Source organism: Maribacter algae (assembly GCF_047345745.1).
In the GTDB taxonomy this organism is placed as follows: domain Bacteria; phylum Bacteroidota; class Bacteroidia; order Flavobacteriales; family Flavobacteriaceae; genus Maribacter.
This window is the reverse complement of the sequence record NZ_JBLFES010000001.1, coordinates 1,412,225-1,433,186: the sequence shown is the minus strand read 5'-3', so window position 1 is coordinate 1,433,186 and position 20,962 is coordinate 1,412,225. Positions and strand designations below refer to the sequence as shown.

Sequence of the window (20,962 nt, the reverse complement as noted above, 5' to 3'; positions counted from 1 at the left end):
AGTCGGATAGTCGGATAGTCGGATAGTCGGATAGTCGGATAGTCGGATAGTCGGATAGTCGGATAGTCGGATAGTCGGATAGTCGGATAGTCGGATAGTCGGATAGTCGGATAGTCGGATAGTCGGATAGTTGGATAGTTGGAAAATAAACTAAATGCATCAATCTATAGTTTTTTTATAATAAACAGCGATTGATCTGCTGGTAGTAAAACTTGATGCTATTATAAATACGACTTCTAAATTTAAATCCGTATTGAATTAACAATTATCAAAAAATAAGATTCTAAACACTATAAATCTAAATATCAAAAATCCAATAACCAAAAATATGAAAGTAAAAACCGCTCTCTTCGTCTTATCGCTATGTATTAGCGGCGTAATCTTTTCTCAATCCCTTGAAGGTGACGGACCTCATTCCCAATTGATTATAAGAGGTGTCATGCTTATTAACGGTAATGGAGCGCCACCACAAGGACCTATTGATATTGTTGTGGAAAACAATATCATTAAAGAAATTCAGGTGGTCGGTTATCCGGGGGTTGCCATTGATGATACTAGAAGACCACAACTAAAGACAGGAGGTAAAGAACTGGATTGTACCGGTATGTTCCTGATGCCCGGTTTTATAGACATGCATGGCCATATTGGTGGTACTGCTCAAGGTGCGGAACCTGATTATGTCTTTAAATTATGGATGGCACATGGCATTACCACCGTTAGGGAACCGAGTGGTAGAGGTGTGGATTTTACGATGGACTTAAAACGAAAAAGTGCCAAAAACGAAATTATTGCACCACGCATTATGGCCTACACGGGCTTTGGACAAACGAGCAAAACCTTTAATCCGTTAAACGACATTCCAATCACTACAACGGAACAGGCTCGGGAGTGGGTGCGTGCCAATGCAAAAAAAGGAGCGGACGGTATCAAATTCTTTGGTGCCGAACCTGAAATAATGGCGGCTGCGTTGGACGAGAACAAAAAATTGGGATTAGGTTCGGCCTGCCACCATGCCCAATTGAGCGTGGCCAGATGGAACGTACTACATTCCGCAAGAGCGGGGCTAACTTCCATGGAGCACTGGTACGGATTGCCGGAAGCCCTATTCGATGAGCGAACGGTACAGGACTACCCATTGGATTACAACTATCAAAATGAACAGCATCGCTTTGAAAATGCCGGAAAACTTTGGGACCAAGCGGCAAAGCCCTACTCCGAACATTGGAACAATGTAATGAACGAATTGTTGGAACTTGATTTTACGTTAGACCCTACCTTTAATATTTATGAGGCAAGCCGAGATTTACAACGTGCTAGAAGAGCAGAATGGCATGAGGATTATACCTTGCCCTCTTTGTGGGAGTTTTACCAGCCCAGTAAAATATCACACGGTTCGTACTGGCATGACTGGGGTACGGAACAGGAAGTTGCTTGGAAAAACAATTACAAGCTTTGGATGACCTTTATCAATGAATATAAAAACAGAGGGGGGCGTGTCACCACGGGGTCCGACTCCGGATTTATTTTTCAACTGTACGGATTTGCCTATATCAGGGAATTGGAGTTGCTTCGCGAAGCAGGTTTTCATCCCTTGGAAATCATTCGTTCCGCGACCTTGAACGGTGCCGAAGCTTTGGGAATGGATGATAAAATTGGCTCTGTCGCCATAGGAAAAATGGCCGATTTTGCTATTGTGGAGGAAAACCCTCTAAAGAATTTAAAGGTACTCTATGGAACAGGTGCCATAAAATTGACCGAGGATAACGAAGTAGTTCGTGTAGGTGGAGTAAAATATACTATTAAGGACGGAATCATTTATGATTCCAAAGCACTTTTAAAAGATGTAAAACGTCAAGTTGACGAAGCGAAAGCGGCCACTAATTACAGTATAAAACAACCCGGTATAAAAGACTGATAACCTATTTTTTATTTTGATTTACTATCTAAAGCGATTCAAGAAAGTCCTTATTAAAAGAGAGTGTAGCAATAATCAAACTGTAAAGATTATGCCATTTTAGGACGACTTTTCTTTGTGGAAAAATTCAATTCCTTAAGAACACGTGCGTTTTTTGTTTTGTACAATCGTGCTATACTTTTTTGAGCAGTACCCGTAACGGTTTTGAAAGTGATATCAGTACTATTGCCAGTAACCAAAACAACCCCCATTTCAATAATGTCCACTTTATCATTGTTATCCGTTTGCTGTGCCATAGCCGTTGCACTGAAGAAAAGAACTAAAACGAAGGTTAAAACAGTTTTCATAATATTCATTTGGGTTATATAAAGATAACTGCAGATGAAGCATCGGCACAATTCGGTACAGTTGAACTGCACTGTTTCTCGATTATGGTAAAAAGTATGGATAAAGTGTAAAAAAGGGTCGATAAACGTTTAAGCACCTGTATTCACCATATCGAAACTATATGCGTTTTACCGAGGTTTTTGAAAGTCATTTTCCATTAATTTGGATAAGATTGGTGATATAAGTTATGTTATCTGATTATCTCCTCTAGCGTCTCAGAACTTTTGGAGCACTGTTTTTGGCAATAGCAATAGGTCTTATTCCACTAGACATGACCGGGTGACATAAAGCATTTCTATCCTAGATAATAGTGTCCGACCCAGATTATTATTTCAATTGCCCAAATGCTAAATTGAAGTTGTTGTCAACGCTGGGCAGAGGAGTTTTTTAAAACTACTTCCGCCTTTTTTTCTTACCGTAGTTTTTATCGCCGCGGGTTTTTGGTTTACTGTATTTCTTTTTGATAATGCGCTTATAGGAACCGCCCTGATTTTGCTTTTTCTTTTTGTCCGATTTCTCGTGAAACCCGGAGCCGCGTTCATCTTCGTTTTGTTTTAAAGGGTTCTCGCGTTCTACATGCTTCGGTTGCTCGTCATATGTGAGTTGTGTGGCCATTTCCACTTCTGGTGGAAGTGTAAGTGGTGTAATTTTCATCTCCATCAACGTTTCGATAGCTTCTTTGGCCTCCCTTTCGGCATCGGTGTATAAAACCAATGCTGTTCCCGTTTTTTCTGCCCGTCCGGTTCTTCCGATACGGTGCATATAGTTTTCGGGAAAACGGGGCACATCAAAATTGATAACATGCGAAATTTCGTTCAGGTCCAATCCTCGGGCCATGACATCCGTAGTAATCAGAATTCTATTTTGACCTGTATCAAACTGATTAATGGACCGTAACCGATAGTTTTGTGTCTTATTGGAATGTATGACACAGATTTCATCATTATAGAATTCCGCGAGCTCTTTAAATAATAAATCCGCACTACGCTTGCTGGATACAAAAACTAAGACTTTTCGGTAGTCATCCGCGTCTTTCAATAAATATTCCAACAGATTTACCTTGGTATAAAAATTAGGAACGGCATAAGCATATTGCGCTATATTTTCCAAGGGCGTACCACTTACGGCGACCGCTATTTTTGCTACGCCTTTAAAGAAATCATGAATGAGCTTCTCCACATCATCCGTCATAGTAGCGGAAAACATGATGTTTTGCCTACGTTGCGGTAAAAGTTCAAAGATATTTATCAATTGAAATCGGAACCCTAAATCCAACATCACGTCTACCTCATCGATTACCAATCTTCTAACATGTTTTAATTGCAAAGCACGCGCGAGTACCAAATCGTACAGGCGTGCCGGGGTAGCTACCACAATATCCGTTACCGAGGCCAAAGCCTCCTTTTGCTTGTTCATACTCGTGCCGCCATATACGCCCAAAACACGAACGGAAGCATATTTACCCAATTTCTCCACTTCTTCCACCACTTGTATGACCAATTCGCGCGTGGGCACCAATATCAAAATCCTTGGGTGTATTTCCTTGGAAAAGGACAGCATATTTAAAATAGGTAACAGATATCCAAAAGTCTTTCCTGTGCCCGTTTGCGCAATTCCGACGACATCTTTTCCGCTCATGACCACCGGAAAAGCTAGTTCCTGAATGGGTGTGGCCTTATCAAACCCCAAATCGGTAAGCGCTTTTTGGAGCGCATTGGAAATTTTAAAATCGGAAAAAGAAGCCATGGATATCACTTTTATATTGGTGATGCAAAGCTATGGGGTTAGAATGGGAATAAAGTAGTTTGAGAATAATTTGTAAAAGAAATTTGAAAAATCACAGAACGAGTTGAAAATCATTTATTTTTCGCTTGATATTCTTTTCGCAACTTTCAGTTCAAGAAAGGCCAATAACATTATGATAATGACTTCCAATAGTAAATATAGCCAACCCCAATGTGTAATTGTATAGTGGTTAAAAAGTGCCAAGCCAATAGACAAAAAACAATACAGCAGATTCATCATTGCAATACCAAATAAATACAGCTTCAATACTACCTTTCTCGTATAGCTATAAAAATCGAACAACATAAAAACAACAGGAAAAGAAGCCAAAATATAAAGGATGGATTTAGGGATTCCAAATATACTTTCTAGTTTGGGCAAAACAACCCCAAGTAAAATGATAGAAAATGCCGCTCCAACGCTATCTATCAAAAACAATGTTTTTGGGTTATTGTAAAAATAGTTTAGAAACGATTTCAGGGTATCTATGTTAATGGATTCAAATTCCTATTTCTTCTGAGCCCTTAAAATTTTATCCATTTTACGGCCTTTGGCCAATTCATCCACTAGCTTGTCCAGATATCTTACTTTACGGGTCAAAGCATTGTCAATTTCTTCAATTCTATAACCACAAATAACACCTTTAATAAGGTGAGCATTTGGATTGATTTGCGCATGCCGAAAAAAGTCTTCAAAAGTAACCTTTTGATTTATGAGCTCTTGTAATCTATTTTCGTCAAAACCTGTTAGCCAAGTAATCACTTCATGAAGTTCCGCTTTTGTTCTTCCTTTTTTCTCCACTTTAGTAACATAATGCGGATATACGGAGGCAAATGCCATTTTTGCTATACGTTCATTATGTTCAGGGGTTGCTTTCATCGTATACTTGTTTTTTGCCAATTAAGTTTTTACGTCATACATATTGGCTTCGATTTATTTTAAATCAGCCAATTTCTTATTGGACTCAAAATATTGCAACAACAGTCATGTAGCTATGCCAATGGTGCTTTTTATTTTGGTTTTGTTTTTTTAAATCGGTTATGACAACCTAATAACATTATAAATGTCATCTATTTATATTATCTAAGATAACCAAAAACAGTTACTTCCCTTCCTTTCGCAGTACCTGTAACGGCGGACTGTTTAAGACACTACTACTATTGGATAATCCAATAAACAATACCAACAAGGTTATTCCGGGCAGAACAATCCCAAAAGGAATCCAAGAGGGTACAAATGGAGTTTCAAATACAAAATTGGCCAATAATTGGCTGCTTACCAAAGACAACAAAATACCAATACCACTGCCCAAAACACCTAAATACAGGTATTCCAAAGCGGTAATGCGCAGTATCTGCTTGCTTTTTGCACCAAGGGTTCGCAACAGCACACTTTCGCGAATGCGCTGGTATTTGCTATTTCGGACGGAACCGATCAGCACAATAATTCCGGTAAGAATACTGAAAAAGGCCATAAAACTGATGACCCAAGATATTTTGTCCAGAATCCCCTCAATAATTGTCAAGATCTGACGTAAATCCAAGATGGAAACATTGGGAAATTTACTCACTACCTCCTTTTGAAGTTCCGCAGAAGTAGCTTTATCCGGGGCATTGGTCGTCAATACATGAAATTGCGGGGCTTTTTCCAAAACGCCCGTTGGAAAGACCACGGAAAAATTCAATTGCATACGTCCCCAATCCACCGCTCGGATACTTCCCACGGTCGTTTCCATCAACATACCCTGTACATTGAACAATAGGGTATCCCCTAGCTTCACTTGCGCATCCCGCGCTACATTATCCGACAAAGAAATAGGAACAGGTCGGTTTGGAGCAATAGGCCGATTGAAATCACCTTCTACCAATTGCTCCGAACCGATCAATGAATCCCGATAGGTTACCCGAAACTCATGGCTTAAAATCCATTTATTGATACTGGTAGTAGTATCCAAACGTATTTCGTTGACACTGCGGTCCTTTATTTTTTGCAGGCGCATGGTAACAATAGGAATATTGTCCAACACGTCCAATCCTTTTGGAACAATGGTATTAGCCAGTGCTTGCTTTTGGTCCGTTTGCACATCGAACATAATGATATTGGGGCTTTTTGCATTGGATTCCAAGGTGGCTTTCGCCAAAAGAAAATCTTTTGTAAAATATAACGTGCTTATCAAAAAGGTTCCGATACCGATTGCCAATATCAATACTACCGTTTGATTATTCGGTCTAAAAAGATTCAGCAGGCTTTGTCTTGAAGTAAAACTCCATGATTTTGGGAAAAAGCGTTTTACCAATCGCATAAACCCTAAGGCCACTCCGCTCAGTATGGCAAAAGTGCACCATATGACCAATACGAAACCTATGGCATATTTATAGTTGCTCAATAGCCATAACGCGAAAAGAAAAACAAAAGTGATAATAGCCGCGACCACTACCAGTTTGGGCACATTCCCCTTTTTATTGCTGTTTTCTTGAACCCGAAGCACCTGTAACGGCGAAACGAACCAAGTATTGATCAGTGGGATCAACGCAAATAATACTGACATGGTTATGCCCAACAAAAGACCAATAAAAACAGCCTGATAAGAGGTTGATATTTGTACCTCAAACGGTAAAAATTCCTGTAAAATAAACGGGAATGGTTGTTGTAACACCAAACCTACCAAAGTACCTATCAGTCCGCCAATCAGGCCCATCCCGGCAATCTGTATCAAAAAGATGAAAAAAGTTTGTTTTCGAGTAGCTCCCAGACATTTCAATACGGCAACGGCCTTCAATTTCTCTTTGATATAAATATGGACCGAGCTGGCGATACCTACGCAACCCAACAATAAAGCGATAAAGGCCACTAGATTTAAAAATCGGCCTACATTATCGTAGCGCCTGCCCAACCGTTGACTTGTAGCGGTATGGGTATCCAAATCCGCATTTTGATTGTCCAATTGCGGGTCCACTGTTTCATCCAGTGCTTCTAAATCTGCTTCTGGAGCTTCAAAATAGTAGTTATAGGTCAACCTGCTTCCCTTCTCCAGCAAGCCGCTGGGTTCCATAAACCGAAAGGGCACTACTACTGGTGGGGCTACCGATGTGCTGATGCCCGTACTTCCCGGAGCCGTTATCAAAGAACCTATAATGGGAAAGGTGGTCGTCCCCAATTTTACACTATCGCCGGGCTTTAAATTAAATTGAAGCATGACCGTGGCATCCACTAAAGCCCCCTCGCTATTTTGATATTGTGATGCCGCTTCCGAAGGTTGCGTCTCCAATTCACCATAAAATGGAAAATTGCCTTTGACACCCCTTACCTGCACCAATTTTGTAGCATTGTTTTTTGAAAAGGCCGCCATGGACGCAAATTTTACTTCCATCGCATCCGCACCGCCCAAAGAATCCATGAGTTGCTGCACCCTCTCATTGGCGGGCTGATTGCTATCGATTAAATAATCCGCACCCATTAGGGCCTTGGATTGCAATGCGATATTTTCCTTTAGATTTTCACTGAACGATTGTATGGAAACCACCGCAGCGATACCCAAAACAATCGAAGCCATAAACAGAAGGAGCCGCTTTCCGCTAGCTTTTCCATCTCTCCATGCCATTTTGAACAACCAACTGACCGGTGTTTTTGAAGTGTGCCGAAAGTCGCTCAAGATAAAACCATGGTTTCGTTAGCGACTATTTTACCACCCTTTAGCCGAAGTACGTGATTGTTCAAGCGTGCCAAATCCAGATCATGGGTCACAATGACCAAAGTGGTACCCATCTCGGTATTTAAATCGAACAATAATTTGATGACCTTCTCCCCTGTTTCCTCATCCAAATTCCCGGTGGGCTCATCGGCAAAAAGAATTTCGGGCTTGTTGGAAAATGCCCGTGCCAAGGCTACACGTTGTTGTTCCCCACCCGATAACTGGGACGGATAGTGACTTTGCCTGTTTTCCAAACCTACTTTTTCCAAAAGTGCCGCCGCATCCTTTCTTGCGTTGGGCGCACCTTGTAGTTCTAGCGGCACACTTACATTTTCCAAAGCGGTCAACGTGGGCAATAATTGAAAGTCCTGAAAAATAAATCCTACTTTTTGATTACGCAGCAAGGCTCTTTCATCCTCGTTCATGGCACCAAGTTCTTTTCCACATAGTTCTATGGTACCGGCGTTGCTTTGGTCCAAACCGGCACAAAGCCCCAATAAAGTAGTCTTACCACTGCCGGACGGCCCCACAATGGCAAAGGTATCGCCAGCATCTATACCAAAGGAAATATCGTCCAAAACCGTTAAATCCTTAGCTCCGCTCGTATAGGTTTTTCTTAGGTTACGGACGTTTAATATCTTTGTCATAAATCATTTGCTAAAGGTCACCAAAGTAACTAAATGATTTTAATATTTAGAAAGATATGCTATGGACAAAGTATTAAAGTTTCGTTATTTTTTAGCTCTTTTCATTTTACTGGGTTGTGGGGAAAATCCAAAAACAAAAACCGGTGAAGACAACGAAAATGCCGAAGTTGAAGAAAACATCGCCCGAAAAGGAAAGACCATCTTATTTTTTGGCGATAGCCTAACGGCCGCTTATGGTCTGGAAACGGAACAAGGTTTTCCAAATTTGATCCAGCGGCGTTTGGATTCTTTGGGACTTGATTATACGGTCATTAATTCCGGGGTCAGTGGTGAAACTACTTCTGGTGGTGTGAACCGCTTGGATTGGGTCCTTAATCAGGAGGTGGATATTTTTGTTTTGGAACTCGGGGCAAATGACGGTCTTAGAGGCGTACCACTGGATAAAACAAAAGAAAACCTACAAACCATGATCAATATGGTCCGAACGAAAAATAAGGATACCCAGATTATTTTGGCAGGTATGCAGATACCACCAAATATGGGCAAAGCATATACCACAGCATTCAAGAACCTATTCCCGGATTTAGCCGTGAAAAATGATATCGCCTTAATTCCATTTTTATTGGAAGATGTAGCCGGAATACCGGAACTCAACCTAGAGGATGGCATTCATCCTACTGCAGCCGGACAGAAAATAGTGGCCAATAACATTTGGGAAATATTGGAACCTATTGTTGTAACGGAGGCCACATTGGAAACAATGAGTCCCTAAACGAGTTTGGTCTCCCTCTTTTTAGGTTCAAAAGCCAAGGCCTTTTTAATTCTGGAATTTTTAAGCAAGTAGATAGCAGCTATCCGCGGGGACTCTTTGTTGACCGTCTTAGTTTGGTGAATCGTTTCGGTAACAACAGGCATGGTCAAGACCTTTGCCATAACAAGTGGTCTTTTCTCCTGCGCCTGTATAGAGAGTCCCATACAGATAACTAGAAATAAAAAAAAAGTAGGTTTCATTTTAATAGGATTGGGTCATTAGATAACTCTCACCTATTGCTTTTAGGATTTACGAATCGATTAAAGGACATCTTTTACCGATGAATCACGGGTTTTTCGACAAGTCACACTTTTTTGTAAGAATGATTCCTACAAAATGAGATGTTTTTAATCGATGAAATTGAACATTTTATCTTATTATAAGTTTTTTCTTACAAATAAATAAGTTGATTTGACTGAAAGAGGCATTATTTAAAATGGATGCCCCAAAGCCTGCCAAAAGGCAGGCGGGGTCCATCCGAGGGGATAAAATCATTAGGCCATCTTGGGCTTATTCGCCTTGGTCGTAAAAGCCAATGCTTTTAATATTCTAGTATTTTTGAATTTGGTAAGCCTAGCTACTTTAATAGTCGACTCCAAGTTTAACTTATGAGTGGTCTGCGTTACAATCGTTTTTGAAATAGTCGCTACTTTAACTTCTGTTGTATCTACTTGTGCTTGTGCTGCCGTTGCGATAAAAAGTAAAAAAATGATAGTTACTATTGTTTTCATGACTTGCATTTGTTACACTATGATAACGTCGTCAAATATATTTTGAAGGGTTTCCATTCGCTGAAAAACAGTATTTTCTCGTTATTGAGCACTACTTGGGATAAAGTGTAAAATTAGGTCGATAAATAACTACTGACCCAAAAACAGCATACCGAAAAAAGCGGTACTTCATCGGCACTTCTTATCCTTTATTTTAATAAAACCTTTCCGACCAATGATAAGAAACACTATCTTTTATTATCGTTTACGAAAACATTCTAACAACAGTACCTATGTCAACTTCAGGATACTCCGGAACACCATTAGCGAAAAAATTAGGAATTAAAGAAGGTTTTTCTATACAGGTTTTTAATCCTCCCAAACCTTATCGTACTTTCTTTGAAGATTTACCTAAAGATATTGATGTCCATAAAGATGCATCGGCCAATATCCCAATGGATTTTATTCACATCTTTGTTGCCCATCCGGAAGAATTGGAATCCTTATTTTCCTTGGCAAAGCATAATCTTAAAAAAGACGGCATGTTATGGATAAGCTGGCCAAAGAAAACATCTCAAATCGTCACAACCTTGGATAAGTTCGCCATTATGAACTACGGCCAAAAAAAAGGACTAGTGGATATCAAAGTGGCCGCGATCGACGCGGACTGGAGCGGTCACAAGTTTGTGTACAGGGTCAAGGACCGTTAGCCTTATTCCGTCTGTTCTTGAAAATTGGATTTCTAAATGTAAGATTTGGATTTTCATAATTTATCTATTTTTAAACTTATGCCATTTTTGGCCTGTCCTTTTTTGTTATAAAGAACAAAGCTCTTTTTACTCTAGTATTTTTAAACTTGTACAATCTAGCAACCTCGTTTTTTTGTACTCCTTCCATTTTCGGGGTAGTTTCCGTAGCGATTGTCATTTCAATAGTTTCTACTTTTACTTCTTTCGTTACAGATTGCGCTTGGGCAGCTGTTCCTATAAAAATGATAAAAAGTATTGTAGCTATTTTTTTCATGACTTGTTTTGGTTACACTATTATAACGCGGAAAAATGTATCCAAGGGGATTATGATTCGCTGAAGAGACCTAATTATCGTTCTATAACATATGATGGGATAAGGTGCAAAATGAGTCGATAAACAACATAGCATATCGATACAGTATACCTAAAAAAGGTGCCTTTAATCGGTAGCTTCATCCTATATTTTTTAGCAATAGATCAGGATTCGGACAATTACCACGATAAAAATCCAAGTCTTTTATATTACATACACCTGGATAGTCCCCAAAGTTGTTTTCCAAATCTTTTATGATTTGAAAGTGTAAATGCGGAGCATAGTTCACATTGATATCCGGGGTTCCCAAAGTTCCCAATATCGTTCCTTTATCAATTTTTTTTCCGATGGTCAAACTTTTTATAGAGCCTAAAGATAGATGACCATAGAGGGTAAAAAAATCAATATCATCAATCTTATGTTTTAAAACTATAGTCGGCCCGTAATCCCCTTTCGTGTCATTGTTTTTAAAACTATGCACGGTACCTGTTACAGGAGCCAATACCTTGGTTCCGGCAATGCACCAAAAATCGATTCCTAAATGTATATTTCTTGGAAAAACGGTTTGTGCAAAATTTTCCTTGTCCGAATAAAGATTTCTTTCTTCAAGATAACCTCCATAGGCAACCTGACCTTCTTTTAATTTCAATACTTGATCTATGTAGGCCTGACAGCTATTCGGATTCGTTATATCAAACTGTAACAATTCAGGGTTTTTTGAAGATAAATCGATGGTAACATATGAACTTATGGGAATGCGTTCATCCAGAATAGCAATGGGAGTATGGGATATCGATTTTAATAGTAATTCAAACGCTGCCATATTTCAATTTTATAAAGACGCTTCTTCCTTAACATTTTTTAACCCTTTATGCTGTAAGTACTTCGTAAATTGCCTACAAAGAGATAAAGAAAATCAAAAAATGAAATTACTGCAAATTACCATATTGGGACTGGCCATTTTATTAACAACCAGTTGTAAATCCAACACCAAGAAAGAAGTCTTTTCCGAAAGTTCAAAAATAGAGACCGAGGAAGTTTATGAAATGGAAAAATTGAGTCCACAAGAACTCAGCAAATATGAAACCGCCTATTTTGCGAGTGGATGCTTTTGGTGTGTGGAAGCCATTTTTGAAAGTGTAAGAGGTGTTAAAGAAGTTATTTCCGGATATTCTGGGGGTAAAGAGAAAAATCCCACCTATGAAATGGTAGGTTATGGCAAAACAACCCATGCGGAAGCCGTAGAGGTATATTATGACCCGAAAGAAATTTCGTTTACGGAACTGGTCCAAGTGTTTTTTGGTTCCCATGACCCAACTACTCTTAATAGACAAGGACCGGATAGAGGTCCGCAATATAGGTCGATTGCTTTCTATAAGAACGAGATCCAAAAGAAAATTATCGGAAGTTATATACAAGCTTTAAAAGATCAAGATGTTTATGATGGGGCTCCCATTACTACAGAGGTAAAACAGTTTGATGTTTTTTACAAAGCCGAAGCATATCATCAGGATTACGAAAAGAACAATCCCAACAACTCATATATTAGAAATGTATCCATCCCTAGGCTAAATAGGTTTAAAGAAAACTTTCAGGACTATTTGAAAAAAGAAGTACACTAAAATTTTCGTGACAAATCAAATTAAAAAGCGAGGAGTATTATAATAAATACTTCTCGCTTTTTTAATATCATAGTATCACTTTTTTCAATGTAAGATAAAGCATAATTGAAAATATAAATTTACGTAAGAAAATTATTACTTTTTTAAAATATTTATTACATTGTTGAAGCTAACTATTAACTGTAATAATATGAAAACTATAATCCCCCTAGTTTTTCTAGCTCTTCTATTCTCCTGTAATTCCCCAAAAAAGAAAAAAGACACCCAAATTATAGAGGTCAATTACGTTGAAAATGCCCCTATAATAGACGGTTTGGCAATAGAATATTTTTGGAACTTGATAGAATGGCATTCTCTTGACCAAAACTGGAAAGGTGAACTCTATGGAGAAAACGATTTCAACGGCCGGTATAAACTGGCTTGGAACCAAGAAGCTCTGTATATATTGGTTGAAATAAAGGATGATTCTCTTTTTAATCGTAGTCAAGACCCTTTAAAACTATGGTGGAACGATGATTCCGTTCGGGTTTTTGTAGATGAGGACAATTCTGGTGGACTACACCAATACAGTCATAATGCGTTTGCCTATCATGTAGGTTTAGATGGTAACGTAGTGGATTTAGGATTGGACAAGAAACCAAAACTATACAATGAAAATGTACGCTCTAGCCGCACTACCAAGGGAAATTTGTCCACTTGGGAAGTAGCGGTCAAAATTTTTGATGATAGCTATCAAGACGACACCATTAATAACCCAGTAAAACTCACTAGCAACAAAAAATTGGGGTTTGCACTGGCTTACTATGACAAAGATCAAAGTATGGAACAGGAAAATTTCATTGGCTCGGTTTATGTATCCAATGAAAAAAGAAATCAAGAATGGATAAATGCAGATATTTTCGGAACTTTAGTCTTAAAAAAATAGACAGACAGATATTCAGGAGTACCCAAATCATAGAATCAGTACTAATTTTAGTATATTCAGGCATCCTAAAAGGGATGCTTTTTATTTACCATTCATTAATCCGCACTTCATGAAATTAAAACCGATACTTTATTTTATTTTATGTGTTCTTATATTTTTATCAGGATGCAACGAAAAACCAGAGGACACCACTCCTTGGGTTTCCTTATTTGACGGTAAGACTTTGGAAGGTTGGAAAAAGCTTGGCGGAGATGCTATATATTCCATCAAAGATGGGGCTATCGTGGGCAAAACAGTTCATCATACGCCAAATACCTTCATGACCACGGAAAAATTGTATGGAGATTTCATCTTGGAACTCGAATACAAGGTAGACTCTTCCATGAATTCCGGAATTCAAATCCGGAGTAATAGTTTCCCATATTATCAAAATGGCCGCGTTCACGGATATCAAATAGAGATAGACCCCTCTGACCGTGCATGGAGTGCAGGAATTTATGATGAAGCAAGAAGAGGCTGGTTAAATCCACTGACCAATAATAAAAAAGCGCAGCTTGCATTTGAACAAAATGATTGGAACCACTATCGCATAGAAGCTATTGGAGATACCATAAAGACATGGATAAATTCCGTTCCGGCCGCTTATTTGATCGATGATAAAACCGATTCCGGATTTATAGGTCTACAAGTACACAGTATTCCGGAAGATAAACAAGAGGGTACGGAAATTATATGGAAGAATATTAAAATACTTACGGACAGTTTACATAAATATTCCAAGAAAACTCCTTTAGAACCTATCATTACAAAAAATGCTTTAGGATCGGACGAAATCAAAAATGGTTGGAAAATGCTTTGGGACGGTAAAACTACAAAGGGTTGGAGAGGCGCCAGGCTTGATGATTTTCCGGATAATGGATGGAAAATCGAAGAGGGTGTCCTGACCGTTCTGGCATCCGAAGGTGGAGAATCGGAAGCAGGCGGGGACATTGTTACCAAGGAAACGTTTTCCGATTTTGAATTAAAATTGGACTTTATGATTACCGAAGGTGCAAATAGCGGTATAAAGTATTATGTAGATACAGATCTGAACAAAGGTCCCGGTTCTTCCATAGGACTGGAATATCAGATTTTAGACGATACTCGGCATCCTGATGCAAAATTAGGGAATCATGAAGGGAGTAGAACCGTGGCCTCCTTATATGATTTGATCAAGGCAGACCCAAATAAACCAATGTATCCTCCCGGAGAATGGAACACGGCCCATATCGTTTCAAAGAATGATCATGTTGAACATTGGCTCAATGGAATGAAGGTCTTGGAATACGAACGTAAAAGTCCAGAATATAAAAAGCTTGTTTCGGAAAGTAAATATGTGAAATGGCCCAATTTTGGAGAGGTAGAATCTGGCCATATCCTTCTTCAAGACCATGGGAACAAAGTTTCTTTCAAAAACATAAAAATCAAACCGACTTCAAAAGACCAATAATCATGACCAATAGACGAGATTTTGTAAAAAAAGTAACGGCATCGACTGCTGCGGTAGCACTATTTCCAAAAGTTTCCTTTTCACAGGTCATCAATGCGAACGACCATATAAATTGTGCCGTAATAGGAGTAAGAAGCAGGGCAAAAGCCCATATCAAAGCAATTCACGCAGACACAAATGCCAAAATACTTTATAATTGCGATGTTGATGATGTTATTCTTGAGGACCATAATATATGGTGTCAAGAAAATATTGGATACGTCCCCAAGGTCGAAAAAGATTTTAGAAAAATATTGGAGAATAAGGATGTAGATGCCGTTTTTATAGCAACACCCGAACATTGGCATGCTCCTATGGCTATACTGGCCATGCAGGCAGGAAAACATGTATATGTTGAAAAACCATGTAGCCATAATCCACATGAAAATGAATTGTTGGTAGCGGCAGAAAAAAAATACGGGAAAAAAGTACAGATGGGCAACCAACAGCGTTCTGCCAAAACCTCTATTCTTGCTATCAAAGAAATAGAAGAAGGAGTTATTGGTGACGTGTACAAAGGCGAAGCATATTATTCCAACAATAGGGGATCCATTGGAAAAGGAAATATTATCGAGGTACCAAGCACTTTGGATTGGGAGTTATGGCAAGGGCCGGCACCACGCAAAGCTTATCAAGACAATGTTCATCCTTATAATTGGCATTGGTTCAGAAATTGGGGAACGGGAGAAATCCACAATAACGGCACGCATGAGATAGATATTTGTAGATGGGCCCTTGGAGTAGACCTACCTGAAAGTGTTACCTCTTTTGGAGGAAAATATACATTTGATGACGATTGGGAATTTGTAGATAACCAACAGGTGACCTTTCAATTTAAAAACGATAAGTTCATTACATGGACCGGTCATAGCAGAGGGCTCATCCAGCCCAAAAGACCAGGTCGGGGAACCACTATTTATGGCAGTAAAGGTTCTATTATGCTGGATAGGGGATTCTATAGGCTTTTTGATTTACAAGGCAATCTTATCAAAGAAGAATTAGAAGGTGCAAAAAGCACCGGAACGGATACCCGTGGAGAAAGTAATTTAGATGTGAATCATGTGGCCAATTTTTTTGATGCCATCAGAAAAGATACAAGTCTCCGAGCAGATATAAAAGATGCCAGTATTTCTACAATGCTCTGCCATTTAGGGAATATGGCCCAAGATACCGGAGAAAAGCTTACAATAGATTCAAGTGACGGAAAGGTATTGAACAGCGAAAAAGCAATGAAATCCTGGAAAAGGGAATATGCAGCCGGCTGGGAGCCGAAACTTTAAAGAATGAAATTCTTTTTGAGCGAGTGTCGTTCCGACAGAACACGGCGACGGGGAATTCCACGATATAGATTCATCATGGGATTTCTCACTGCGTTCGAAGTAAGATATATTCATAAAAGTTTATAGGAACTAAAATTAACTGCAATGAAATTGCAGGGTTTTAACCTTCAACTAGATAATAAAAAATGACATAGATATGTTATGTGACTATTTGCGTTCTTAATATTTTCTTAAAGAATATAAATATCCCCTTTGTAGGAAATTACTATATTTATCAATCCAAATACCAAATTTGGATATGATGAAAACTACTCTTCTTTTAGTTTTTTTGATAATGCTATGCGCTTGCAGTGCTGTTCATAAAAAACAGGATACACAGATTACCGAGGTCATTCATATTGAAACTGCTCCTGTTTTAGATGGTAAAGCCATGGAGAATTTTTGGAATCTCATCGAGTGGCAGTCCATAGACCAAAATTGGATCGGTGGCCCCTATGAACATGAGGACTTTAATGGTAAATATAAATTGGCCTGGAACGAGAATGCACTATATATCCTACTCGAAATCACGGATGATGTGCTGTACGATAAAAATGAAGACCCACTAAAACTTTGGTGGAACGATGATTGTGTAGAAATTTTTATAGACGAGGATAATTCCGGAGGCCTACACCAATTTAACTATAATGCCTTTGCATACCATGTGGCCTTGGATGGTAATGTGGTAGATATCACCGAGGAAGAAGAACCTGCACTTTTTAACGAGCACGTGACCTCTGCCCATACAACAGAAGGAAATCTGAGCACATGGGAGTTGGAGGTAAAAATCTTTGACGAGGATTTTTACAAAAAAAAGGTGCTAGAGCCAACTATACTCAAGCCCGATAAGAAAATTGGTTTTGCGCTGGCCTATTGTGATAATGACCAAAGTGTTGAAAGGGAAAACTTTATAGGTTCTATTTTTGTTCCGGGAGAGGATAAAAATCAGGGGTGGATAAATGCGGATATATTTGGGACATTGGTCTTAAAAAAATAATTACTGTATCACAACTTCGCTATAATCGGCATTGACTATGATAGAACGCTTATTATCGTTCTTTAAATGATATCCTTTATGAACGATTGTATTGCCGTTTTGAGTCCTATTTAGTTCAAGGTTTTTAGGAGTACTTAGACTGGTGGCTATTCCTTTTATATAGATAGTAGTAGCGGAAGTGGGCAAAGGAAATTCCAACTCCGCATTTCTTAGAGAAACATCCAACTCTTCAAAATCGTTTCCGATGGAAACAATCTGTAGGGGTCCAAAATCGTTCTTGATAAATGCTCTTCTTGATAATTTGTCTATGGTAATCTCAGATGATTTTGCCTGTAACTGCAAATTTAGGACCTCGGCCAATAAAATATCTTTTGAATAATTGGCTTCTAATTGACCGTTGTTCCATTTTTCCACTGTCAATGGTGAGTAAGATGCGGAAACATTGGTCTCGTTACCATCAATGATAGCGGCCAAAAGACTTGAATGCGACAGAGTCGCATTCAAATTCTTTGTGTTTTCGGCCAACTTTACCTCACCATGACGTACATCCATCTTAATACGGGTAGATTTTGGCATTTTTATTTTTATCGTCTTTTTTACTTTATAGTTTTTGTGTTCTCCATCAGAGGAAAGATAAAAAACGTTAGGAGCGTTCCCAATCCTACTGCTATTTAACAGAATTGCCCTGGCCTCATTTCTTTTTACACGTGCTTCAGCCAGTTTTTCACGCTGCTCGGACCTCTCCAAGCTTCGCTTTTCCATCATTTCCTCACGCTTTTCCATTTGCTCGTCACGCTCTCTTTGCCTCTTCTCTACTCGCTTCTCCCATTCTTCGGCACGTTTTTCCATTTTTTCGGCCCACTCCTCTAATTTCTTCTGATGTTCTTTGTCAAAGCTTTTCTCAAAGTCTTTTTGCCACTTTTTCATGTACTTTTCACCATCCTTCTTATAGGCCTTATAATCGAACTTAAATGCTTTGGTCATAGGCAACGGAGGCATTTCGACTATTTCGGGAAAAGGAGCTATTTCCGCCATTTCCACTACAAAGGGGGCTATCTCCGGAATCTCAATATTCAGGTGTCCCAAATCGATATCAATGTCCATATCACTGAACAACCTATGTCCCCTTGTCCTGGACGTAATCTCTATCTTCTTGCTATTGCCTAAAATCTCTATGGGCTCGTTTTCAAAATAAGCTTCGGCCTCTTCTTTCGTGGCACCTTCTAAAGTTACGGTAGCTTCAATCTCGACAACATCTTTGTCCCAGGTTTCAAATTCAATATCGGTATAACTGGTGTTGATGTCCAACACAGCGTCTTCCGAAACATTAAAACTTTCCTTAAAAGTCTTGTCCTGCTTTTGGGCAAAAACACCCAAATTGATGGTAAAGAAACCTAGGGCAATGATGAGTTGTCTAGATACTGTTTTCTGTGATCTGTTCATTTTTTGATGATTTTAATTCGTTTAACTTCCTTTTTAACTTCTGTAATAATTGTAATCGTAATTGTAAATTCTCTATAAGTGCCGTAATCGTCTGATCATTGGGACCTAGTGCCACCAATTCGGCATTTAAATTTTTATACTCTTCGTTCAGCTCCGATAACTGTTCCATAAAACTATCTACCAATTCTTTATTCTCAGGGGAAACTTCTAATCTGGAAAGCTCCATGTTTATATTGGCCACATAATAATTTTCTACCTTTTTTAAATCTGGCGAAAGATCTCCAAAAGAGAATTCATCTTTCTCCTCGTTGCCATGGTCCTTATCTACGATCGTCGTAGGTATATCATCACTATTGTCCAAGGTGGTATAAGCGACTATACTTAAACCTACGACCACCATTACGGACGCCGCTACCTTTAACCAGGCAAAAGAATTTCCTCTAGTATTCTTGGGTAGATCTTCTTCCAATTTTTCCAAGAAACGGGCCTCGTGGCCTTTTTTAAGATGAAACTTTTGCTCCCGTTCTTTTTTGAACATTTCCCTAAGATCCTGTCCCATATCTTTTTGTTTTAAGTAATTCTTTTAATTGTCCTTTTCCCCTTAGCAATCTAGTCCTACAGGTAGTTTCAGCCAAATTGAGGACATTTGCTATTTCGCTATGGTCATAACCTTCTATCAAATACATCATCACTATATATTTATATTTCTCGGATAGCTTGTCAATCGCTTTTTTTATATCCTCAATTTTAATCCCATCATCTACCGTCCAATCTTCATCCTCTACAGAGACCATATAATTTTCTTCTAAAGTGACTAAATTTTCTTTCTTCGTTTTTAAATAATCTATGCTTTTATTGATGACGATTCTCTTTAACCAGGCTCCAAAAGTTACATCTCCCTTAAATTGATGTATTTTTTGAAAGGCCTTGATAAACGCCTCCTGTAAGACATCTTCGGCATCATCTGCATTCTTTACAAATCGCATCGCCACAGTGTACATACCGTCACAATATTGACGGTACAATTTCATCTGGGCCTTCCGGTCATTTGCCTTACATTTTTCTACGACATCAATCTGAAACATTGATCGGTATATAGTTGGTTCTTGTTTGTTGTTATCTTAAGGACGAAAGAAAAAAAAGGATGTTGCAAAAAACTTTACTTTTGCTATTCTTTTTAGAAATGTACTGTGAAACAAGTTACAATATCCAACGAATTTATTACGCTCATCGTTCTTGATTATGGCGCCATTATCCAGAAATTATTGATAAAGGGAGCGGACGGTGAGTATACCAACGTTGTTGTAGGGTATAACCACCCAAGCAGATATAGATTGGACGAGAATTGTTTGGGGGCATGTATAGGAAGGTATGCCGGGCGAATTTCAAAAGGTGGTTTTGAATTGGACCGCGAGCAATTTTTTTTACACCATGAGGACGGAGTTCATCTGCATGGGGGCAAGGAAGGTTTCAATCAAAAATATTGGAAAATCGAAGCGGTGGATTATTCGGACAATCCTTTTGTGAAACTATCCTATGTAAGCAAACATTTGGAAGAGGGATATCCTGGCAATGTAACGGTCAATGTTACTTATAAACTGGTAAACAATGCTTTGCAGATCATTCATGAGGCCATTACGGATAGAAGTACCGTGGTAAATCTTACCAACCATTCTTATTTTAAATTGGATGACAGCCCGTTTATCGATGATTATGAACTTCAATTAAATTGTCCTTCTTATTTGGAAACGGATGATAACTTATTGCCTACGGGAAATATCCTGCCCGTTCGCAACACTGATTACGATTTTCTCTTACCCAAGGAAATAGGGAGAAGAAGGTTGGACACCCCTTTTGTAAAGGATATGGGAAGTGAAAAAGTGGCCGAGGTCCATTCCAAGAAATCCGGTATCGCTATGAAAGTATATACCAACCAACCAGGAGTGGTAGTCTATACACCTCTTGACTTTCCCAGTATTTGCTTTGAAACGCAGAATTTTCCGGATGCGCCCAATAAACCGGACTTTCCAAATAGCGTTCTTAGACCTAGTGAAACCTACAGTAATATTGCCATCTTTAAGTTTGATTTAGTACCTTAGAAATTAGTCGGATACAGTTTC

At 38.9% G+C, this 20,962-nt stretch carries 22 protein-coding genes; 9 read left to right on the top strand and 13 right to left on the bottom strand.

What is annotated here, in order from left to right:
* The first annotated feature begins 328 nt into the window (after window positions 1–328).
* A complete protein-coding gene (locus ACKWBX_RS06370; RefSeq protein WP_413967812.1) occupies window positions 329–1,915 on the top strand; it encodes an amidohydrolase family protein in 1,587 nt (528 codons plus the stop codon).
* A gap of 89 nt (window positions 1,916–2,004) precedes the next feature.
* On the opposite strand, the gene ACKWBX_RS06365 is transcribed toward ACKWBX_RS06370, so the two are convergent.
* The 6 genes from ACKWBX_RS06365 to ACKWBX_RS06340 form a co-directional block, all read right to left on the bottom strand.
* A complete protein-coding gene (locus ACKWBX_RS06365) occupies window positions 2,005–2,262 on the bottom strand; it encodes a hypothetical protein (protein ID WP_413967811.1) in 258 nt (85 codons plus the stop codon).
* A gap of 433 nt (window positions 2,263–2,695) precedes the next feature.
* Entirely contained in the window at window positions 2,696–4,048 is a 1,353-nt protein-coding gene (locus ACKWBX_RS06360; RefSeq protein WP_413967810.1) for a DEAD/DEAH box helicase, read from the bottom strand.
* Window positions 4,049–4,162: 114 nt separating this feature from the next.
* Entirely contained in the window at window positions 4,163–4,519 is a 357-nt protein-coding gene (locus tag ACKWBX_RS06355) for a hypothetical protein (protein WP_413967809.1), read from the bottom strand.
* A 75-nt stretch (window positions 4,520–4,594) separates the two neighbouring features.
* Entirely contained in the window at window positions 4,595–4,966 is a 372-nt protein-coding gene (locus tag ACKWBX_RS06350) for a DUF2200 domain-containing protein (protein ID WP_413967808.1), read from the bottom strand.
* A gap of 223 nt (window positions 4,967–5,189) precedes the next feature.
* A complete protein-coding gene (locus ACKWBX_RS06345) occupies window positions 5,190–7,688 on the bottom strand; it encodes an ABC transporter permease (RefSeq protein ID WP_413967993.1) in 2,499 nt (832 codons plus the stop codon).
* Between the two features lie 47 nt (window positions 7,689–7,735).
* Window positions 7,736–8,425 (bottom strand): ABC transporter ATP-binding protein, encoded by a 690-nt coding sequence (locus tag ACKWBX_RS06340; protein WP_413967807.1) that lies wholly within the window; start codon window positions 8,423–8,425, stop codon window positions 7,736–7,738.
* A 61-nt stretch (window positions 8,426–8,486) separates the two neighbouring features.
* Between ACKWBX_RS06340 and ACKWBX_RS06335 the strand changes: the two genes are divergently transcribed.
* The gene (locus ACKWBX_RS06335) at window positions 8,487–9,197 is read left to right on the top strand and encodes an arylesterase (protein ID WP_413967806.1); all 711 of its coding nucleotides are present in this window, start codon (window positions 8,487–8,489) and stop codon (window positions 9,195–9,197) included.
* Here ACKWBX_RS06335 and ACKWBX_RS06330 read toward each other — a convergent pair.
* Window positions 9,194–9,436 (bottom strand): hypothetical protein, encoded by a 243-nt coding sequence (locus ACKWBX_RS06330; RefSeq protein WP_413967805.1) that lies wholly within the window; start codon window positions 9,434–9,436, stop codon window positions 9,194–9,196. The genes ACKWBX_RS06335 and ACKWBX_RS06330 overlap by 4 nt on opposite strands.
* A 294-nt stretch (window positions 9,437–9,730) precedes the next feature.
* A complete protein-coding gene (locus ACKWBX_RS06325; RefSeq protein ID WP_413967804.1) occupies window positions 9,731–9,967 on the bottom strand; it encodes a hypothetical protein in 237 nt (78 codons plus the stop codon).
* A 272-nt stretch (window positions 9,968–10,239) separates the two neighbouring features.
* On the opposite strand from ACKWBX_RS06325, the gene ACKWBX_RS06320 reads away from it, so the two are divergent.
* Window positions 10,240–10,656 (top strand): DUF3052 domain-containing protein, encoded by a 417-nt coding sequence (locus ACKWBX_RS06320; protein ID WP_413967803.1) that lies wholly within the window; start codon window positions 10,240–10,242, stop codon window positions 10,654–10,656.
* A 76-nt stretch (window positions 10,657–10,732) separates the two neighbouring features.
* Here the strand turns inward: ACKWBX_RS06320 and ACKWBX_RS06315 are convergent, their stop codons facing one another.
* Window positions 10,733–10,969, bottom strand: a complete 237-nt coding sequence (locus ACKWBX_RS06315; protein ID WP_413967802.1) for a hypothetical protein — start codon at window positions 10,967–10,969, stop codon at window positions 10,733–10,735.
* Between the two features lie 178 nt (window positions 10,970–11,147).
* Window positions 11,148–11,831, bottom strand: a complete 684-nt coding sequence (locus ACKWBX_RS06310; protein ID WP_413967801.1) for a peptidoglycan DD-metalloendopeptidase family protein — start codon at window positions 11,829–11,831, stop codon at window positions 11,148–11,150.
* A 100-nt stretch (window positions 11,832–11,931) separates the two neighbouring features.
* On the opposite strand from ACKWBX_RS06310, the gene msrA reads away from it, so the two are divergent.
* The 5 genes from msrA to ACKWBX_RS06285 all read left to right on the top strand — a co-directional run bounded on the left by msrA (window position 11,932) and on the right by ACKWBX_RS06285 (window position 17,399).
* On the top strand, window positions 11,932–12,630 hold the full coding sequence (gene msrA, locus ACKWBX_RS06305; protein ID WP_413967800.1) for a peptide-methionine (S)-S-oxide reductase MsrA: 699 nt from the start codon (window positions 11,932–11,934) through the stop codon (window positions 12,628–12,630).
* A 190-nt stretch (window positions 12,631–12,820) separates the two neighbouring features.
* Window positions 12,821–13,555, top strand: a complete 735-nt coding sequence (locus ACKWBX_RS06300) for a sugar-binding protein (protein WP_413967799.1) — start codon at window positions 12,821–12,823, stop codon at window positions 13,553–13,555.
* A 109-nt stretch (window positions 13,556–13,664) separates the two neighbouring features.
* On the top strand, window positions 13,665–15,044 hold the full coding sequence (locus ACKWBX_RS06295; protein ID WP_413967798.1) for a 3-keto-disaccharide hydrolase: 1,380 nt from the start codon (window positions 13,665–13,667) through the stop codon (window positions 15,042–15,044).
* A 2-nt stretch (window positions 15,045–15,046) separates the two neighbouring features.
* The gene (locus tag ACKWBX_RS06290) at window positions 15,047–16,363 is read left to right on the top strand and encodes a Gfo/Idh/MocA family protein (protein WP_413967797.1); all 1,317 of its coding nucleotides are present in this window, start codon (window positions 15,047–15,049) and stop codon (window positions 16,361–16,363) included.
* A gap of 301 nt (window positions 16,364–16,664) precedes the next feature.
* A complete protein-coding gene (locus ACKWBX_RS06285) occupies window positions 16,665–17,399 on the top strand; it encodes a sugar-binding protein (protein ID WP_413967796.1) in 735 nt (244 codons plus the stop codon).
* Here the strand turns inward: ACKWBX_RS06285 and ACKWBX_RS06280 are convergent, their stop codons facing one another.
* Genes ACKWBX_RS06280 through ACKWBX_RS06270 form a run of 3 tightly spaced genes read right to left on the bottom strand, consistent with a single transcriptional unit; the run spans window position 17,400 to window position 19,927 of the window.
* Window positions 17,400–18,842 carry a hypothetical protein gene (locus ACKWBX_RS06280; protein WP_413967795.1) on the bottom strand — a complete coding sequence of 481 codons (1,443 nt, stop codon included), beginning with the start codon at window positions 18,840–18,842 and terminating at the stop codon, window positions 17,400–17,402.
* Window positions 18,814–19,401, bottom strand: a complete 588-nt coding sequence (locus ACKWBX_RS06275) for a hypothetical protein (protein ID WP_413967794.1) — start codon at window positions 19,399–19,401, stop codon at window positions 18,814–18,816. The genes ACKWBX_RS06280 and ACKWBX_RS06275 overlap by 29 nt, the downstream gene beginning before the upstream one ends.
* Window positions 19,385–19,927, bottom strand: coding sequence for an RNA polymerase sigma factor (locus tag ACKWBX_RS06270; RefSeq protein ID WP_413967793.1), 543 nt, complete (start codon window positions 19,925–19,927; stop codon window positions 19,385–19,387). The genes ACKWBX_RS06275 and ACKWBX_RS06270 overlap by 17 nt, the downstream gene beginning before the upstream one ends.
* Before the next feature lie 105 nt (window positions 19,928–20,032).
* Here ACKWBX_RS06270 and ACKWBX_RS06265 point away from each other — a divergent pair, with 105 nt between their 5' ends.
* Window positions 20,033–20,941 carry an aldose epimerase family protein gene (locus ACKWBX_RS06265; RefSeq protein WP_413967792.1) on the top strand — a complete coding sequence of 303 codons (909 nt, stop codon included), beginning with the start codon at window positions 20,033–20,035 and terminating at the stop codon, window positions 20,939–20,941.
* Window positions 20,942–20,962 lie beyond the last annotated feature (21 nt).

Coding starts and splice junctions, on each gene's coding strand:
- ACKWBX_RS06320 (WP_413967803.1), top strand. CDS start 10,240: ATGTCAACTTCAGGATACTCCGGAACACCATTAGCGAAAAAATTAGGA.
- msrA (WP_413967800.1), top strand. CDS start 11,932: ATGAAATTACTGCAAATTACCATATTGGGACTGGCCATTTTATTAACA.
- ACKWBX_RS06335 (WP_413967806.1), top strand. CDS start 8,487: ATGGACAAAGTATTAAAGTTTCGTTATTTTTTAGCTCTTTTCATTTTA.
- ACKWBX_RS06270 (WP_413967793.1), bottom strand. CDS start 19,927: ATGTTTCAGATTGATGTCGTAGAAAAATGTAAGGCAAATGACCGGAAG.
- ACKWBX_RS06360 (WP_413967810.1), bottom strand. CDS start 4,048: ATGGCTTCTTTTTCCGATTTTAAAATTTCCAATGCGCTCCAAAAAGCG.
- ACKWBX_RS06310 (WP_413967801.1), bottom strand. CDS start 11,831: ATGGCAGCGTTTGAATTACTATTAAAATCGATATCCCATACTCCCATT.
- ACKWBX_RS06330 (WP_413967805.1), bottom strand. CDS start 9,436: ATGAAACCTACTTTTTTTTTATTTCTAGTTATCTGTATGGGACTCTCT.
- ACKWBX_RS06365 (WP_413967811.1), bottom strand. CDS start 2,262: ATGAAAACTGTTTTAACCTTCGTTTTAGTTCTTTTCTTCAGTGCAACG.
- ACKWBX_RS06315 (WP_413967802.1), bottom strand. CDS start 10,969: ATGAAAAAAATAGCTACAATACTTTTTATCATTTTTATAGGAACAGCT.
- ACKWBX_RS06290 (WP_413967797.1), top strand. CDS start 15,047: ATGACCAATAGACGAGATTTTGTAAAAAAAGTAACGGCATCGACTGCT.
- ACKWBX_RS06370 (WP_413967812.1), top strand. CDS start 329: ATGAAAGTAAAAACCGCTCTCTTCGTCTTATCGCTATGTATTAGCGGC.
- ACKWBX_RS06275 (WP_413967794.1), bottom strand. CDS start 19,401: ATGGGACAGGATCTTAGGGAAATGTTCAAAAAAGAACGGGAGCAAAAG.
- ACKWBX_RS06285 (WP_413967796.1), top strand. CDS start 16,665: ATGAAAACTACTCTTCTTTTAGTTTTTTTGATAATGCTATGCGCTTGC.
- ACKWBX_RS06325 (WP_413967804.1), bottom strand. CDS start 9,967: ATGAAAACAATAGTAACTATCATTTTTTTACTTTTTATCGCAACGGCA.
- ACKWBX_RS06300 (WP_413967799.1), top strand. CDS start 12,821: ATGAAAACTATAATCCCCCTAGTTTTTCTAGCTCTTCTATTCTCCTGT.
- ACKWBX_RS06280 (WP_413967795.1), bottom strand. CDS start 18,842: ATGAACAGATCACAGAAAACAGTATCTAGACAACTCATCATTGCCCTA.
- ACKWBX_RS06295 (WP_413967798.1), top strand. CDS start 13,665: ATGAAATTAAAACCGATACTTTATTTTATTTTATGTGTTCTTATATTT.
- ACKWBX_RS06350 (WP_413967808.1), bottom strand. CDS start 4,966: ATGAAAGCAACCCCTGAACATAATGAACGTATAGCAAAAATGGCATTT.
- ACKWBX_RS06345 (WP_413967993.1), bottom strand. CDS start 7,688: ATGGCATGGAGAGATGGAAAAGCTAGCGGAAAGCGGCTCCTTCTGTTT.
- ACKWBX_RS06340 (WP_413967807.1), bottom strand. CDS start 8,425: ATGACAAAGATATTAAACGTCCGTAACCTAAGAAAAACCTATACGAGC.